General features: G+C 46.2%; 11 protein-coding genes. 9 read left to right on the forward strand and 2 right to left on the reverse strand.

Annotated features, from left to right (window positions below; translation table 11 throughout):
- Positions 1 to 48: 48 nt before the first annotated feature.
- Both QZ157_RS00215 and pbpC read right to left on the reverse strand, forming a co-directional pair.
- Entirely contained in the window at positions 49 to 5,202 is a 5,154-nt protein-coding gene (locus tag QZ157_RS00215; protein WP_295140229.1) for a FixG Ig-like domain-containing protein, read from the reverse strand.
- Positions 5,202 to 7,370: a penicillin-binding protein 1C gene (gene pbpC / locus QZ157_RS00220; protein WP_295140231.1), complete on the reverse strand. Its 2,169-nt coding sequence runs from the start codon at positions 7,368 to 7,370 to the stop codon at positions 5,202 to 5,204. Before pbpC ends, QZ157_RS00215 begins: the two co-directional genes overlap by 1 nt.
- A gap of 101 nt (positions 7,371 to 7,471) precedes the next feature.
- Between pbpC and fumC the strand changes: the two genes are divergently transcribed.
- From fumC to nikR, 9 genes are all read left to right on the forward strand, one after another.
- Positions 7,472 to 8,899, forward strand: coding sequence for a class II fumarate hydratase (fumC, locus tag QZ157_RS00225; protein WP_295140234.1), 1,428 nt, complete (start codon positions 7,472 to 7,474; stop codon positions 8,897 to 8,899).
- Between the two features lie 10 nt (positions 8,900 to 8,909).
- Positions 8,910 to 9,431, forward strand: a complete 522-nt coding sequence (locus QZ157_RS00230; protein ID WP_295140237.1) for a hypothetical protein — start codon at positions 8,910 to 8,912, stop codon at positions 9,429 to 9,431.
- Between the two features lie 321 nt (positions 9,432 to 9,752).
- Positions 9,753 to 10,901: a hydrogenase small subunit gene (locus tag QZ157_RS00235; RefSeq protein ID WP_295140239.1), complete on the forward strand. Its 1,149-nt coding sequence runs from the start codon at positions 9,753 to 9,755 to the stop codon at positions 10,899 to 10,901.
- A gap of 2 nt (positions 10,902 to 10,903) precedes the next feature.
- Entirely contained in the window at positions 10,904 to 12,622 is a 1,719-nt protein-coding gene (locus QZ157_RS00240) for a nickel-dependent hydrogenase large subunit (RefSeq protein WP_295140241.1), read from the forward strand.
- A gap of 11 nt (positions 12,623 to 12,633) precedes the next feature.
- Positions 12,634 to 13,317, forward strand: coding sequence for a Ni/Fe-hydrogenase, b-type cytochrome subunit (gene cybH / locus QZ157_RS00245; RefSeq protein ID WP_295140243.1), 684 nt, complete (start codon positions 12,634 to 12,636; stop codon positions 13,315 to 13,317).
- Positions 13,317 to 13,991 (forward strand): HyaD/HybD family hydrogenase maturation endopeptidase, encoded by a 675-nt coding sequence (locus QZ157_RS00250; protein WP_295140246.1) that lies wholly within the window; start codon positions 13,317 to 13,319, stop codon positions 13,989 to 13,991. The genes cybH and QZ157_RS00250 overlap by 1 nt, the downstream gene beginning before the upstream one ends.
- Positions 13,988 to 15,529 carry a hypothetical protein gene (locus tag QZ157_RS00255; protein ID WP_295140248.1) on the forward strand — a complete coding sequence of 514 codons (1,542 nt, stop codon included), beginning with the start codon at positions 13,988 to 13,990 and terminating at the stop codon, positions 15,527 to 15,529. The genes QZ157_RS00250 and QZ157_RS00255 overlap by 4 nt, the downstream gene beginning before the upstream one ends.
- Positions 15,513 to 17,738, forward strand: coding sequence for a carbamoyltransferase HypF (gene hypF / locus QZ157_RS00260; RefSeq protein ID WP_295140251.1), 2,226 nt, complete (start codon positions 15,513 to 15,515; stop codon positions 17,736 to 17,738). The genes QZ157_RS00255 and hypF overlap by 17 nt, the downstream gene beginning before the upstream one ends.
- 51 nt (positions 17,739 to 17,789) lie before the next feature.
- Positions 17,790 to 18,203 carry a nickel-responsive transcriptional regulator NikR gene (gene nikR, locus QZ157_RS00265; RefSeq protein WP_295140253.1) on the forward strand — a complete coding sequence of 138 codons (414 nt, stop codon included), beginning with the start codon at positions 17,790 to 17,792 and terminating at the stop codon, positions 18,201 to 18,203.
- Positions 18,204 to 18,251: the final 48 nt, after the last annotated feature.

An 18,251-nucleotide genomic window follows, 5' to 3' on the forward strand; every position in this document is an offset into this window, starting at 1 on the left:
AGAATAGGCAAAGAAAGCGAAGCGGCTAAAAAACCGCTTCGCAAAGGATTATTTGACGATAAATTCGTGCTGAGCTAGATCGTAGTCGCTCATGCTCTCGTCGTACATGTTTTCCGTGATGACCGCAGGTAGCATGCATTTACCGCTCATAACGACGCGAAGAGGCGTATAAAGCGTATTTTTATCGTCTTTACGGTAAAGACTGTAAAAGCTCAAAACCCTATCGTCCTCGATGTTTTGGTGCTCGAGCGTTAAAGAGCTTTTCGTATCCTCCGTTCTTGCATTTGGTACGATGTTTTCGTTTATCACCTCAAAGCAAGGGCTAATCGTCTCGTTTATCACGCCGTTTCTGATAAATTTATCCGTTCTTAGCGTAAGTTTAGAGTAGATGACGTCGTTTACTTTAAGCGCATTAATATCTATCTCTTTGCCGTCTTTATCGACGAAAGTTCTGTAGATATCAAGTCCTCTTTTGTCAAATTTATGATTTACGGCTAGCTTTTTATAGCCTGATGCGCTAACGCCTAGATACACGCTAGCGTTACCCTCCGGCACGATGGTGATTTCAGGCTTTTTCGGAGTGACGTTGATAGCGCCTCTGCCGCTAAAGTCTAGCTCGCGGCCGTCTGCTATTAGCTTAAATTTATTCTCGCTTGAGACGTCCTTGATATAGGCTCTTAGCGCTCTTAGCGTAAACGCGCGCTCCTGCGTGGAGTAAAGCTTGTCTACGTTTTTTATCAAAAAGTCGGCTAAAGAGTCGCTAAATTCGTTCTTTTCGAAGTGATTAGCGTGAAGAAGCAGGATAAAGGCTTTATTTCTCACGCTTGAGCCAAAATCCGAAGGATCGTCTGATTGCTCGTTAAAGAAATTATTGCCGACTCCTTTTAGCACTTTCTTGCTCTCTTCGTTTAGTCCTTCGTTTTTAAGCGTGGCCGCCATCAAGTAACCCTCTAGCGCGCCGCCTTCGTATCGTTTTTGATCGTAAAGCGCGTTTAGTTTTGATCTATCTAGCTTGCCTTGCGTACTTAGGATGTATGCGGCGTATAGCGCTTGGAAATTATTCACCGGATCGAAATCCCTAAGCCAGCCAAGAGCCTTGCTTTTTACTCCGCTATCTAGCGCAAAGCCTGATTTTTCAAGCGTTAGTAGCATATCTATAGCGTAGACGGAGGCGAAGTTGTTCGTATAGCTTAGCTGATTCCAGTAGCCGATACTGCCGTCTGTTTTTTGCATTTTGATTACGTCTTGCATGCCTGAAAGGACGAATCTTTTTCTGTCGGCTTCTCTTGCTTTAGCCTCTTTAGAGTCGCCGCCTCCAAGCACTAGGAAATTTAGCTCAAAAAGCTTACTAGAGCGCTGTTCGGCGCATCCGTAAGGGTAATTTACGAGTTTATCGCTGTTTGCGCTTAGCACGCCTTTGATAGAGCTTGAAGCGTCTATCGTGATATCGTTTAACTCTTCGTCCAGTTTAAAGGTCTTTTTCTCGCTCGCGTAAAACGTCTTAGCATAAGTGCTTAGCGGATAGGCGTGTATGACGTCTAGTTTTTGCGAGTAGGAGTAGCCCTCTTTGCCGTCGTTTGCGGTGAAATTTATATACGCTTTGCCCGTAGCGTTAGCATCGACCGTGAAATTTAGCTTAGCGTTTTCCTCGGGTTTTAGCTCGATACTATCTACGCCTAGTTTCGCATTTAGGTTGGTATCTAGGCTCAAGGCTACCTTTTTTGGCTCTTTAGTCGTGTTTATCACTCTTAGCGAGTAGTTTATCTTATCGCCCTCGATAAGATACGCCGTTTGAGTCGGTTTTAGGATGACGTCGTCTTTTACCTTTACGGCATTTACGCTAAAGCCGAGTTTGTCGCCGGCGACGCTAAGCGCGGCTAAATTTATCTCGGAGTTAAAGTCGCTAGGCACTTCTATCTCGAAATTCGCTACGCCGTCGGCACCGGCTTTTGCCGTTTGCATTTTGATATAGGTTTGTATATTTTTCTTATCTACCGGGCTAGCAAATTTAGCCATCCTCATCTCTAAAAGAGCAGCCGCAGCGTCGCCGCCGAAGCTTAGCACCTTGCCGTCTTTTTTAAATCCGCTTAAATTTGCGTAAAAGTCGTAATCAAGCACTCCGTCGTTTAAAATCATATCGAAAAACTCCAGCGGGCTTTTTAGCTTTTGATTGGTGATTTGCAGTACGCCCTCATCGACGGCAAATATCGTAACCTCGGCATTTGGCTCGGTTTTTACGCTAGCTTTAAATTTAGAGTTTGACCTTACGGTTTTTGGCGCTTCTATGAGCGTATTTGCACTGCGGTAGGATTTATCGGCCTTTACGTAGATTTTATCGTAGGTTCTAAAAGGCAGAGTATCGTTGTCCGCTACGCGCACGACCGAGGCCGTGACGTAAAGCCCCTCAAAGTCGAAATCAAGGTTAAATTTAGCGCTTGCGACGTTGTTTTGGACATTTACGACTTTATACTTTTTGACGTCGCCCGATTCTAGCGTCACGATAGCGATACCGCTTTTTAGTACGGAGCTTACGTCTGCTATTAGCTCGTCGCCTTTTTTATAGATTTTTTTGTTTAGCTTGATTTTGGCTTTTGCCAGCTCTTTTGTCGGCTGTAGCGTCTCGCCGTAATCCCAGCCGCTGACGTAAATGTTTAAATTTGTCGAATGCCCGCTAAGGATGTCTGAAACCGTAACGACGTAATCGCCGCTTTGCTTAAAGTCGTAGACGAACTCGTTTCCGCTAAGAGTATCGCTAAAGACCTTTTCGTAGCGGCTGTGCCATCTTAGATAGCCGTCTTTATCGTAGTTGTAGTCCCAGATTTCTTTTTTTATCTCGATAGCTTTTTGCCTGTCTTTTATCTCCTCGTCCTTAAACGGATCGATACTTACCAAATTTAGCGTTAGTTTAGAGTTTGAGTCGATGTAGGTATCGTTTGCTTTTACTCCCACCATCGCGTCAAACGGATAAACGTTAAAGTTCTTGCTAGCGCTTACGTTTTTGCCGTCGTCGTTTATGTTAAAGACCGCCGTACCTTTTAAAACGCTTGCGATTTTGGATTTATTTTCCAGCTTAAACAAGGTTTCGCCCTTGCCCTCATCGTCTAGTTCTACTTGCTTGACGCTTTGGTCTAGGCCGTTTGCGGCGTATTCGTCGTTGCTAAATTTATACTCTTTAAATTTATCGTTTTTGTAGTCTTGTTGATATAGATTTATCGTTACGTCGCCTTTTAGATTTGCCGCCGCGCCGCCGAAAAGATACGCGCTTTGCAATTTAACGTCCATAACGTCGCCTAGAGCGTAAATTTCTTTTTCGAGATTAACCTCGTTTTTGATGCGTTGCGGAGTAAAAGACTCTACGGAAAAGTCGTAGCTATCTATGAGCTTGTTAGCAAAGATTATCTCAAGCCTAAACGAACCCGTTAGCCCCGAGTTTACCGGCTCGTCGAAATTTATGACGCCAAGCTCGGTCGTATTTACGCTTTTATCTAGGATCGTTTTATTTTGCGGATCTTTGATTTTTAGCTTAACTGGCATATTTGCTAGCCCTTTAAACAGCGCGTTTTTGATGATAATCTCGCCTTTTATATTTTCCTGCGGGCGGATGATATCGCTGGCAAAATGCAAATAAGCGTCGTAAATTTCGCTTCTATCTTGAACGTCTAAATTCGACTCCTCGTTTAGGCGTTTGTTTTGCGATAGAGCGATGAAGCTTTGCTCCTTGCCTAGCGTTACGACCGCGCTTGCTACGTCTTTGCCGATGTCTTTTTTATTAAATTTAAACACGCCTTCGTCGTTTGTGATACCGCTTGCGATGAGGCTATTTTTGGCAGAGTAAATTTTAACGTCCGCGTTTGCGACGACTTCGTTTTTACTTAGGCGGTTGGCAAATAAAAACACCTCGTCTTTTGAAATTTTCGCGCTTAGGCCGATGTCGGTTAGATAGACGGCTTTTTTGGCGCTTTTATCTTTATCGTAGTAGATCGTGACTAGATAAACTCCATCTCCGCCCTCGGCAAAATCAAGCTTTATTTTGTATTTTTGCATCTCGTTTTGAGCGCCGCCTAGGTCGTAGTTTCTGCTTGCGACTTCTTCTACGTAGTCATCAAGCGGAGTTTGGGTAAAATTTAAAAAGTATCTTAAATTCGGCTCTTTTAGCTTTTCTACGACGACTTTAGCGGTATTTAAATTTACGCCTTTTACGCCGATTTCACCGGCGCTAGATAAATAAGAGCCTTTATCGGTAAATTCCAAAAACGGCTTATAATCGCCGGTTTTGACGCTAAACTCCGCATCTTCTCGCAAAATTCTATCCTCATCGCCGAAGCCTTTTTTTAGCGTGACTTTGTACTCGGTTTGAGGCTTTAGTTCGTCGCTGGTTATATCGACGTAGCGGTAGTATTTCGTATCACTGTTATCGGTGTATTCCAGTTCGCCTACTTGTAGATTTTTTATACCGTCTATTTTTACGTATTTATTTAGGTTGTAAGTATCGAGCCAGTCGTTTAAAAATATCCTAATGCCTAGCTTGCCGCCCTCTAGGCTAACGGCTTTGACGTCGTCTAAATACATAGTTTTAGCTCTATCGTTATCGACGAATTTTTCTTGTTCTTCAGGCTCGTTAGTCGCCTCGTAGTCGTCGTTTAGGTTTGCGCCGGCCTTGCTTTTTAGATTTTTCGAGACGGCAAATACCAAATTTTCGCCTTTTTCAAGTAGCTTTATTTGAAAGCTTTTAGGAGTTTTGGCTACGATTTTGTATTTGATGTTTTGCTTGGCCAAATTTTGCTTATCATAAATTTTAAAATTCGCCGTAAATTCTTCCTCGCTAACCTCGTCGTTAAATACCGCTAAAAAGGTATCTTTGGTGTACTGGGTTATGCCCGAGAGCTCAAAATCTCCACCGTAAATTTTAACCTTGCTTTCGCCTTTTTTGCACGAGTAGCTTACGCCCTTTGCCAGCGGTTTTTTTGGATAAAACAAGATGGAGTCCGAGCCGTATTCAAATGCGCCGCTGATTTCGGGCGAACACTCGATTATCTTTTTGTGCGTTACTTTGCCGATTAAAGACTCGTCTTTTTGCGCGTATTCTACGCCTAGGCTTACCGCACCTCCTTCTAAAATTTTGCTTCCGCCCTCAAGCGTAAAGGCGCTTAAATTTGCCGCCAAAACGCAACTTAGGCTTAAGCCCATGAGTTTATAGTTCATTAAAATCTCCTTATTTCCATGTTTATTTCGCTTAAATTCGAGTTTTCATCCAGACATCCGAGCTTGTGTTTGCCTTGCGTTAAATTTAACGTATTTTCGCTAGCGTTTTTTACTTTTTTCCACTCGTTTTCGTCTATCTTGAGGTATATCTCGTCGCCGATATAAGCGTAGCATTTTAGCATAACTTTAGTTAAATTCTCATCGCTTAGCAAAATTTGATTATTCGTCGGCATAGCAACGAGTGGTTTATAGCTTTTAAATTTATAATAACAAGGACTATCTTTGATGTCTGATTGCGTTATAGCGCCGTTTTTGAGTAAAAACCCGACCTCTTCGCTCCTGATACTCTCGCAAACGTCTTTTAGCTCTACGCCCTCTACCAGCCAGTCGTCTTCCTCGTCTTTGCACTCTTTAAATTTAAACGCGTCAAGGCAGGTTTTTTTGCTCTCTATGCCGCTTGGAGCGCTCATGAAAGATAATTTTTGCTTTTGAGCCAACAGCTTAAATACGTCAAAAACTGCGCGCGAGGCGTCGCTAAATCCGCTTAAATTTTGCGTCTTTTTGCCATTAAAGTTGCCAAACCACACCGCAACCGTGTAGTCGCTATTTACGCCTATCGTATAGATATCGCGAGAGCCGTAGCTGGTGCCGGTTTTAAAGGCGATTTGCGGCGTATTTTCGGCGTATTGCCACGCGACGCCAAGATAACTGCGGGAGGCGGAGGAGAGCATCTTTGAGGTTAGATACGCGCTTTGCGGGGTGATTAGCCGTCCGTAGCCCGGTAGCGTCTTGCCTGCGACTTCAAGAGGCTTTAGCTCGCCGCCGTTTGCGTAGATCGTGTAGAGGTGGGCTAAGCTTAGCAAACTCATTTCCGCGCTTCCAAGCGCGATACTATCTGCGTAAAATTCCTTTGGACGGCTCACCAAATGCACGCGCGAAAGCAGCTCGTAGAGCGAATTTTCTCCAAGCTTGTTGTTTAGGCTAACGGCGGGAATATTTAGACTGAGCGCTAGCGCCTCGGTCGCCGAGATGATGCCGAAAAACCTACTGTCGTAGTTTTTGGGCGCGTACTCTCCGAGGAAAATTTCCGTATCTATCATCTGGCTTTTTGGCGTGATGAAACCCTCGTCGAGTCCTAGCGAAAATATAAACGGCTTTAGCGTAGAGCCCACGTTTCTACTCATCGTTACGCCGTCGTTTTGCCCCTGCGCAGCGCGCCAGTCGTGCGAGCCCACGTATGCCGCTACGCTCATATTTTTGTTGTCGATGATTATCCCGGCGGCGTTATTTGCGTCTTTTGATTTTAGCGAGGCTGCGGTATTTTTTATCGCGTTTTCGAGTAAAATTTGCAAATTTAGATCTAAATTCGAGTGCGTAACGTCGTTTTTTAGAGCTTGCGCGGCGTAGTGCCTGGCCTTATAAACGGCATCGTAGCGTTTGTTTTTAAAAGGCTCTCTTTGCGCTCTTTGGAATGCGCTTTGATCTATTACGCCTGCTTTATAAAGTAACTTTGCGACGCGGTTTTTTAGCGCGTTGATATTTGATTTTTTATCTAGGCGGTTGGCGTTGGGGTTTTTTGGGATCGTGCTTAAAAGCGCGCATTCGGCGATACTAAGCTCGCTCAAGTCTTTGCCGAAGTAAAACCTAGCCGCAGCCGCCGCACCCTCGATATTTCCGCCGTATGGAGCGAGGTTAAAGTAAAAATCTAAAATTTCGTCCTTGCTGTAATGCCACTCAAGCTGAAGCGCGGTAAAGATTTCTTTAAATTTATTCGCGTAGGTGCGTTCATCTCGCTTCATCATACGCGCGACTTGCATCGTGATCGTGGATGCGCCGATGCGGTTAGAGTGCGTGAGATTATGCGCGGCAGCGCGGATCATGGCAAATGGATTTACGCCGATGTGGTAGTAGAAAAATTTATCCTCAAACAAAATGACGCTATCTTTTAGTGTCTGCGGGACGTCTTTAGCCTCAAATCTCCAAATTTCGTCGCTACTAGGTCGAAGGGCTATGATTTGGCCGTTTTTATCAAAAAGTATGAGCGAATTTTCCCGCTTTAGCGCTTTCGTGTCAAGCGGATAGGCAAAGTCAAGCGCCAAAAAAGCTACGAAGCAAATCAGGGCGACTGCGGCGAAGTATTTGATAAATTTAGCTAAAACTCTTTTCATTTCGCGATTATATCGAATTTGCGCGTAAAATCTCGAAAGATTAAATTTATGATAATTGATATATAATTTCAAATACTAATCTAAGCAAAGGAGATAAAGGCATGGAATATAGAATAGAAAAAGACACGATGGGCGAGGTAAAGGTTCCGAATGACAAGTATTGGGGAGCGCAGACGCAGCGCAGCCGTGAAAATTTCGAGATCGGAGTGGGGCTGGAGACGATGCCGCGAGAGGTCATAGAGGGCTTTGCCTATCTAAAAAAGGCGTGCGCGCTGGTTAATCGCAAGCTGGGTCGCCTAGACGAGCCTCGCACCGAGGCGATCGCGCAGGCGTGCGATGAAATTTTAAACGGCAAGCTGGACGGAAATTTCCCTCTAGTCGTGTGGCAGACGGGCTCAGGCACGCAGTCGAATATGAATTTAAACGAGGTCGTTTCAAACCGCGCGATGGAGATTTTGGGGTTAAATTTCCGCGATAAGGCGGCGCTGGACGCCAAAGACGCAAAATTCGTGCATCCAAACGATCACGTAAATAAAGGTCAGAGCTCAAACGACACCTATCCTACGGCGATGCGAATAACCTTTGTGCTGGAGCTTCAAAAAAAGCTGCTGCCGGCGATAGAAAAGCTTGAAGCAACGCTGGATAAAAAGACCGCCGAGTTTGCGGGGATCGTAAAGATCGGCCGCACCCACCTGCAAGACGCCACGCCGCTCACGCTCGGACAAGAATTTAGCGGCTACGCGCATATGCTAAAGGCTAGCAAGGCGCAGATCCTAGCTACCATGCCGTTTTTAGAGGAGCTTGCTATCGGCGGCACCGCGGTAGGCACGGGGCTAAACTCGCACCCGAAATTTAGCGAGATGGTAAGCGACGAGCTAAACGCGCTAACGGGCACGGCATTTAAATTTAAATCCCATCCGAATAAATTCCACGGCCTAACCAGCCACGACGCCGAGGTGTTTTTAAGCGGCGCGCTAAACGGCCTGGCGGCAAATTTGATGAAGATCGCAAACGACGTGCGCTGGCTGGCAAGCGGGCCAAGATGCGGCATCGGCGAGATAAACATCCCCGAAAATGAGCCTGGAAGCTCGATAATGCCGGGCAAGGTAAATCCGACGCAGTGCGAAGCCGTCACGATGGTCGCCGCGCAGGTGATGGGCAACCACGTCGCGATTTCCGTCGCCGCAAGCCAGGGAAACTTCGAGCTAAACGTCTTTAAGCCGGTGCTTACGTACAACCTCATCCAAAGCATCCGCCTGCTAAGCGACGCGATGAATAGCTTTGAGAAACACTGCGCTTGCGGTATCACGGCAAACGAGGCTAAAATCGATAAGCTGCTGCACGAAAGCCTGATGCTCGTAACCGCGCTAAATCCGCACATCGGTTACGCAAATGCCGCCAAGATCGCCAAAACCGCGCACCATAACGGCACGACTCTGCGCGAGGAAGCGATAAAATCGGGCATACTAACCGCCGAGGAATTTGACGCGTGGGTGGTGCCTGAGGATATGATCTCGCCGAAGGAGTAAACTCGGCGCTTTGCTTTTTGGGCTCGGTGAGATTTGGGCGATTTTGCCGAGCCTAAGTAAAATCCATAAATTTAAGAGCGAAATTTACGGTTGCGCCTTAAGTTTTACTCAAATTTGCCGATATACTTTTAAATTTAAAGGTACGGCGATGGATGTAAAACTAAACATAAATTTAAACTCAAATTTGATGAATTTAAGTAAAAGCGGCTCGGCTGTCGCAGGCGGGGCAAATTTAAAAAACGTAAATTTGCAAAGCAGCGATAGGGGCGATATCTTGCGCGGCGCGTCAAATTTGCCTAGCGGCTCAAACGAGGGCGAAAGCAGCGCAGATATCCTAAAAAAACAGCTAGAAAAACTACAAAAACGGCTAAAAGAGCTTGAAGCCGCGATCAAGCGGGTAAAAGCGAGCAAAAATCCATACGCAAAGGATATGGCGGCCTCGCTTGAAACGCAAAAGGGAGCGGTGTTTGCGCAGATAATGCAAATAAGCGCGCGAATTTTAGAAATGCAAGGCGGTCAGGGTAAATTTTGACGCCGTAAATTTGTATTTCAAATTTTAAAGCCTTTAAGCCAATTAAGAAATAGGGCGATTTTGGTTTTAAAATATCAAAATGTAAAAATACTTTATTAAATTTATCTTTTTATACTTTAATTATTTTTAGAGCTTTCTTTGCAAAAATATCACTAAAATAACAATATACTTAATTATTAAAACTAGTTCTTTTGCTAAATATAGAATTTTAAATTTTAGTTGTAATATTTCAATATTTAAAGCTATTTGATAATAATTAAAGACAAATTTACTCTTTTATCAAACCATGCCAAAATGCAAATTTCACTCCAAGGAGAGAGCATGAGAGATGATGTCCTAGTTGGGATAAACGAGAGGCTTAACGTGCTTGCCGCGCTTCCGACTCTAAAAAGCGGTTCAATCGGCGAAGCTTTAAAGAAAAGCGGATTTAGCAGGCGCGATTTTATGAAATGGGCGGGCGCGATGACGGCGTTTATGGCGTTGCCTGCATCTATGGCGCCAACCGTAGCTAGAGCCGCCGAGCTTAGCGATAGACTGCCCGTGATATGGCTACACATGGCCGAGTGCACTGGATGTAGCGAGAGTTTGCTTCGCACCGATGCGCCGAGTATAGATAGCTTGATTTTTGACTACATCAGCCTCGAGTATCACGAAACCGTGATGGCTGCGGCAGGCTGGCAGGCCGAGGAAAACCTAGAAAGCGCGATCGAAAAATACAAAGACAGATACATCCTGCTAGTCGAGGGCGGCATACCTACGGGCGAGACGGAGAACTATCTAACGGTCGGTCCTTTGGGGCTTAGCGGCCTTCATCACGCAAAGCACGCGAGCGAAAACGCCGCGGCGATATTTGCTATCGGTACCTGTTCGAGCTTCGGCGGAGTGCAAGCTGCAAAGCCAAATCCGTCAAATTCCGTAGGCCTATCAAAAGTAGCTTCAAAACCGGTCATAAACGTCCCGGGCTGTCCTCCTAGCGAGAAAAATATCGTGGGCAACGTCCTTCACTACATACTTTTCGGTACTTTGCCCGCACTTGACGTATTTAACCGTCCAAAGTGGGCTTACGGACTTAGGATTCACGATCTTTGCGAGCGAAGAGGGCATTTTGACGCGGGCGAGTTCGTGCAGACCTTTGGCGACGAGGGCGCGAAAAACGGCTACTGTCTCTATAAAGTCGGCTGCAAAGGCCCATATACGTTTAATAACTGCTCGCGCGAGAGATTTAATCAGCATACTAGCTGGCCGGTGCAGGCGGGTCACGGCTGCATAGGTTGTTCGGAGCCTGATTTTTGGGATACGATGGGGCCTTTTGAGGAGCCGATGGCAGATAGGCTGTTTAACACGGTTTTGGGTCTAGGCGCCGATAACGTCAGCGATAAAATCGGCATCGGAGTGCTGGCGCTCGCAGGCATCGGTATAGCAGCGCACGCCGCGATAAGCATTTTTGCTAAAGACAAGGAGGAGGCGTAAAAATGAGCGAGCAAAGAATAGTAATAGACCCGATAACAAGAATAGAAGGCCACCTGCGCATAGAGGTCGTCGTAGATGAAAATAACGTAGTTAAAGAGGCCTACTCGGGCTCGACGCTCTGGCGCGGCATAGAGCAGGTCGTAAAGGGGCGAGATCCGAGGGATGCGGGATTTTTCATGCAGAGGATTTGCGGAGTTTGTACGTTTTCGCACTACCGTGCGGGCATCATGGCCGTCGAGAACGCTCTAGGTATCACGCCTCCGCTAAACGCGCAGCTAACGCGTACGCTGATGAACAACGCCCTTTATATGCACGATCACGTGGTGCATTTTTATCAGCTTCACGGCCTTGACTGGGCGGACGTGGTTTCGGCTCTAAATGCGGACGTACGCAAGGCTAGCGACGAAGCGTTTAAATACTGCGACACTCCTTACGCAGCCGGCGCAGATAAACTAAAAGAGGTAAAAGAGCGCGTCGAAGCCTTCGTAAAAAAAGGAAATTTAGGGCCTTTTGCCAACGCCTACTGGGGACATCCGACCTATAAATTTACGCCTGAGCAAAATTTGATCGTACTTTCGCACTATTTAGAGTGTCTAAGGATACAAAGGACGGTAGCGCAGATGATGGCGATATTTGGCTCCAAAAACCCGCACCCCCAAAGCCTAACCGTGGGCGGCGTGACCTGCGTCATGGACTTGCTAGATCCTGCAAGACTAGGCGAATATCTAACCAAATTTCAAGAAACGGCCGATTTTATTAACAGGGCGTATTATCCAGATCTCGTCATGGCTGCTAAAGCCTACGGCAGCGAGCCTAGCGTACTAAAGGACGTCGGCGTGTCAAATTTATTCGCTTACGACGAGTTTTTAGTCGGTAGAAACGAGTATCTGATCCAAGGCGGAGCTATCCTAAACGGCGATATCAGCAAGGTTTACGAAGTAGACGGCGATAAGATCACCGAGGAAGCCACTCGCGCATGGTATAAAAACCCGGCCCCGCTGCATCCTTACGACGGGCAGACCGAGCCAAACTATACCGGTCTAAAAGATATGAAAACTCTAGACGGTCACGGCAAAGAGGTAGATACTAAAGTCTTTGACGAAAAGGGCAAATATAGCTGGATCAAAGCTCCTCGCTATGAGGGCAAACCTATGCAGGTTGGTCCGATAGCCAGCATCGTGATAAACTATGCCAAAGGCAACGAGCGCGTGGTAAAAATCGTCGATAAATTTTTAAAAGATACGGGGCTTCCGCTCGAGGCGGTATTTTCTACTCTGGGTAGAACCGCAACCAGGATGCTAGAGGCCAAGCTAGTAGCCGATCACGGACTAACTGCATTTAATAGCTTAGTAGAAAATCTAAAAACCGATCAAGAAACCTGCGCAAAGTACGTCATAGATAACGACAAAGAGTATAAAGGAAATTTCCAAGGCAATGCCCCTCGCGGAGCGCTCAGTCACTGGTGCCGCATAAAGGGCGGCGTGATAACTAACTGGCAAGCAGTCGTGCCTAGTACGTGGAACGCCTCGCCAAAAGACGCTGCAAACGTACGCGGAAGCTACGAGGAGTGCCTCATCGGGCTAAAGATCGCCGATCTAACCAAGCCGCTTGAGATCATACGCAAGATACATTCGTACGATCCTTGTATCGCATGTGCCGTACACGTGATGGATGCGCGCGGCACGCAGCTGGGCGAATACAAAATCAATCCGAATTTGTGAAAGGAGCGGCTATGAGCGAGCATAAATTTGACCGCAAAAGCGAGTATGAATTTTCCATCGGGCTTAGAGCGACGCACTGGATCAGGTTTTTTGCCATTACCTTTTTGGTTGTGAGCGGATACTATATATCGTATGTTTTCGTTAGTCCCGAGGTCACGACCCAGCCCGTGCTGTTTATGAACGCCAAGTGGCGCGCGGCTCATCAGATCGCTGGATTTGTCCTGATAGCGTGCTTTATTTTCAAGCTCTACCTATTTATATTTGACAAATACAGCCGCAAAGAGGTCGTGAGCGTAGTTGATTTTTTTAATCCCAAAGTCTGGATAGCGCAGATAAAATACTACCTGTTTTTAGGTCCGCACCCGCATATAAAGGGCGTTTATAACCCGCTTCAGTTTGCGTCGTATTTTTTCTTTTATTTGGTGCTTTTTCTGATCTGCCTAACGGGCCTCGTGCTCTACGTCCACGTCTATCACGAGGGGCTTGGCGGGCTACTTTACGAGCCGATGAGGCAGTGCGAGGAGCTCATGGGAGGTCTAGCTAACATCCGCACGATACACCGCGTTTGCATGTGGGTCATCATCGTTTTTGTAGTCATTCACGTGTATATGGCGGTATTTAACGCAGTAAAAGGCAAAAACGGAGCTATGGACGCGATTATTAGCGGCTACAAATACGTAAAAGACGAGCACTGATGCGCGTTTTAGTGCTTGGTATCGGCAACGTGATGTTTGGCGACGAGGGAGTTGGGGTGCATTTTGTCAAAATGATGGAGCGAAACTATAAATTTAGCCCTAAATCCTCGGCTAAATTTGGCTCCGCTTTAAATTTGGACGATAAATTTGACGCGTCAAATTTGGACGTCGCAAACTCAAATTTAAGCGGCGATATCGCTCGTCGCGGCGGCTTTAAATTTAACGCGGACGGCGCAAATTTGGAGCTAAAATTTATCGACGGCGGTACTCTAGCTATGGCGCTCACGCCCGTTATCGCTTGGGCGGATGTTTTGATAGTTGTTGACTGCATAAGCGCCGAGGGCGGCGATACGGGGGATGTGTATTTTTTCGGTTATGAGCAGATGCCGCCCGCCGTCTCGTGGAACGGCTCCGCGCACGAGGTCGAGATGCTAGAAACCTTGCGGCTAATGGAGCTTGCGGGCGATTTGCCGCGGACGAAAATTTTAGGTATCGTGCCAAAGCGCATCGAGCCTATGAGCTTTGAACTCTCAGCGCAGGCGCAAGAGGGGGCAAATTTGATGGAAAAGACGCTTTTAAACGAGCTTTCGCGTCTTGGGGTTAGCTACGAAAAGATCGCAAATTTTAGCGTTTCAGACATCGCTTTAGAGTTTTCAAAAAAGGGCGCGATATGATTTTAGCTTACGAGTTTGACGGTGCGAGCGAAAATTTCGCGTTTTTTCTTAAATTTTACGCGCAAAAAAGCGGGTTAAAATTTAGCATTAAAAAGGAGCTAGACTTAACGACGCTTTATACTGAAGGCTCGCAAGAGGAGCTTTTGGCGTTTTCCGATATGCTCTCTAGCGCGCTTCCTCACAGCGTATTTTTGCGCGGCTCAAAGGTCTACGCGAGCGAAAATTTACCCCAAGGCGAAGCAAGCGAGCCTATAAACTCCCTCTCAAACATCACGCCGCGCGTCGTTAGCGCCTATCTAAAAGGCGAGCTAAAAGAGTGCGAAAACGGCGTTTTTAGCGACGTTTGCGTTTTTGCGGACGGCAAATTTACGCCCGTGACGAAGGCAAATTTTAGCGAGCTTTTAGAGTTTGCTTTTAAAAATTTAAGTGCTGGCGAAAGCGTTAAATTTAAAGATATTAACGGCGAATTTGAAGCTTTAAATTTCACTGAACTAAACGCAAATTTTAATCTTTTAATGCCGACGAATCTTAAAAATTTGCCTAAAATTTTTATCGCAAACGAAGCCGAGCAGGTTGCTCTAGCAAGCTACGAAAAGCCCGCCGTTACGCTAAAAACGACGGCGATCTACCGCGGCAATCACCCAAGCTCTCCTAGATTTTTTGACGTCTGCGCGGCTAGAGATATTTTCATCTACGCTCTTTGCGACAAGCTTTTTAAAGCGGGCGTAAATTTTATTGTGTTAAAGGCGCAAAAGCCGCCGTTTAAGGCCGTAGTGCTTGAAAACGGATACATTTTTAGCGGCTCTAGGATTTATTATTCTAGCGCAAATTTGAGCCAGATAGAGGGCGCTACGGATAAAAATCTAGCCGCTTTTAACCTCACAAAAAAAGAATTTGACGCAGACGGCGAGATAGCTAGGATATTTTTAAGCAGGTTTAAAGACGATGAAGTTAAAATTTACCCCAAATTTGATGATTTTAACGTCTTAAATTTCGCCTTGCCAGCAAGCTTTGAGGAGCTTTACGCGCAGATGAGGCGCAAGGAGGGTGGCAAGAGTTTGCTTCAAAAATACGGCGAAAGCTTTAGCCTGCCGCGCGGCGAGCTAAACGTACAAAACGGCTTTTTCGGGCTGTTTTGTATGGCTGGGGCGCTGCTTGGATTTGATAGCGATGCGCAAAAAGCGGGAGAGATTTTACTGCAAAACGCGAGCGATTTTAACGGCGCAAAAGGGCCTAGGCTCGATTTTAAAATGCTAAACAAAACGCATTTTGACGTCGTTAAATTTGCCAGAAGCGGCATGAGCTTTAGGCTCGCAGGCGTCGATGCTAGGCTGCTTAGCTACGGATACGCCGAGTCGTTAGCGTATTTTTTGAGCGATTTTTCAGACTCGCTAAAGCAGGATTTTGGCGTGCGAAACGCTCTACTTTGCGGCTCGCTTTTTGAAAACAAAACGCTTGCAAATTTGACGTTAAAGCATCTAAAAACGGGCTTAAACGCCAAATTTAGCAAAGAGTTTTTGATTGAAGAGATGTTTTAAATATGAAATTTCAGGCCTGGTTCAAGGTGTTGGTTTTCGCCCCTTTGTTTATAATCTAGCCCTTAAATTCGGCCTTGCGGGCGAAATTTACAACGACGACGAGGGCGTGAAACTAACGCTTTGCGGCCCACGCGAGCAGATAGAAAAATTTGAAAAAGCGCTGTATGAGGAGCTACCAAGCCTCGCTCGCATCGACGAGATGAGAAAAACCGAGCTAGCGGGCGCGAAATTTGACGAGTTTAAGATAGTCGCCTCAAAATCAGCTAAAAAGCACGCGCCTATCTTGCCCGATTTTGCCCTTTGCGCAGACTGCGAGCGCGAGTTTTACGACCCTGCAGACCCGAGGTATCATTATCCTTTTATCAACTGCACCAACTGCGGCCCGAGGTTTTCTATTATCGAGTCGCTGCCTTACGACCGCGCAAACACGACGATGAATGCGTTTAAGATGTGCGAATTTTGCGGCGGCGAATACAAAAATCCGCTAAATCGCCGCTATCACGCCCAGCCCGTCTCATGCCCAAACTGCGGGCCAAGGCTTGCTTTAAAAGATAAACTCGGGCGGGTTTTAGCGCGAGATAACGGAAGCGCGAAGCAGGCCGCGCGCCTCATAAACGAGGGTAAAATTTTAGCCGTAAAAGGGCTTGGCGGATTTCATCTGATGTGCCGTTTAAAGGAGGATACGGTAGGGCTTTTAAGAGAGCGAAAAAAGCGGCCTAAAAAGCCATTTGCCGTGATGTGCAAGGATATTTCGCGTGCTAAAAAATACGCTCAAATTTCACCCGAAGAAGAGCGGCTTTTAAGTTCAAATTTAAAACCTATCGTTGTCTTGCAAAGCTTGCCGGGCGCGCCGGTTCCGTCAAATTTAGCACCGGGACTAAATAAAATCGGCATATTTTTGCCCTACACGGGCGTTCATCTTTTACTTTTTGAGTACCTGGAGGGCGACGTCATCGCTACCTCGGCCAACGTCTCTGGCGAGCCAATAATCTACGACGAAAAAGACCTGCTAGAAAAGCTTGGCGGCGTGATAGATTTTTACCTAGATAACGACCGCGAGATACACTCGCCAAGCGACGATAGTATCGCGTTTGTAGCGGGCGGCGAGCCAGTTTTTATCCGCACTAGCCGCGGAGTGCATCCTAAGTTTATCCGCACGAAATTTAAGAGCGAAAAGACTGTTCTAGCCGTCGGAGCTGAGCTAAAAAATCAGTTTGCGATCTTTAAGGACGGCGAGCTGATGGTAAGCCCATATATCGGCGATCTAAAAAACGTCACGACTTATGAGCGGTTTTGCGCGCTAATCAATCTTTTTAGCGAGATTTACGAGCTAAAATTTGACAAAATCGTAGCCGATTTGCACCCGCATTTTTTAAACCTAAAATGGGCGCGCGAGTACGCTGCGAATTTCGGCTCAAGTATCACGCAAATCCAGCATCATCACGCGCATTTGCTTTCTGTGATTTTAGAAAACGATCTGGACGCAAATCGCGAATATTTGGGCTTTTGCTTTGACGGTACGGGATACGGCGCGGACGGGAGCATCTGGGGCGGAGAGATACTAAAAGTGCGTGGCAAAGAGTACGAGCGAGTTTGCAAATTTGACGAAATTTTGCTGATCGGCGGCGAAGCTAGCGTGAAAAATATCTGGCAGATAGCTTATGCCGCGATTTTAAAATATGATCTAGAGCGCGAGGCGGAGGCGTTTTTGGCCAAATTTGAGCCCTCTAAGCTAAAAAATCTAAAAATCCTGCACGAAAAGCAAATAAACTGCGTCAAAACCAGCTCGCTTGGACGCATATTTGACGCGTTTGCGGCGGTGATCCTCGGACTTGATAGTATCAGCTACGAGGGCGAGGCGGGGATGAGCCTAGAAGCGCTTTTTGACGCAAATTTGGACGCCTGCTACGAGTTTGAGATCAGAAGTGACAAAATTTGCTTTAAAGAGGCCTTTAAAAGAGCTTTAAAAGACGATGCAAAAACGGCTGCGACGGGCTTTATAAAAGGGCTTGCAAAGCTTGTAGCAGACGTGGCTTGCGCGCAGCCAAACGACGTCTTGCTAGCCGGCGGCGTTTTTCAAAATAAAGCCCTGCTTGAAAATGTAATTTTAATTCTTAAGCAAAAAGGTAAGAATTATTACATAAATAGAAATTTTACCTCCAATGATTCGAGTATAGCTATCGGTCAAATCGTATTTACATTAATATAAATTAAAGTTTCCTGATGTATAATATGTAATATTTTCTTTAAGGAGGCGATAGTGGAAAACATCATCAGGTTTAGCGTATCGTTGCCAAAACAACTCCTAGATGAGCTAGATAGCAAGATAGGCGCTCAGGGCTATGCTTCAAGAAGCGAATTTACTCGCGATTTGATTAGAGAAAAAATAGTAAATGACAGCTGGAAGGACGCGGATGAGGATCTTATCGGCGTTTTGACGCTCATTTATCTACATCACCAAAACGACCTCGTCGTGAAAATGATGGACATCGAGCACAAGGCGAACCTGCATATCGCCTGCACGACTCACGTCCACGTGGATCACGATAACTGCCTAGAGACTCTGATACTGCGCGGCAAAGCGGGGTCTATCGAGAAATTTTCAGAAAAAATGGGCGGACTAAAAGGGGTTAAATTTGCAAAACTCACCAAGGCCGCCATCCCGCGCTCATAGCGCTTAAAATGCGGGCGGGTCTGATAAGCTCTATCAAATTTGCCCGCA

Origin of the sequence: uncultured Campylobacter sp. (genome assembly GCF_905372745.1) — a bacterium.
In the GTDB taxonomy this organism is placed as follows: domain Bacteria; phylum Campylobacterota; class Campylobacteria; order Campylobacterales; family Campylobacteraceae; genus Campylobacter_A.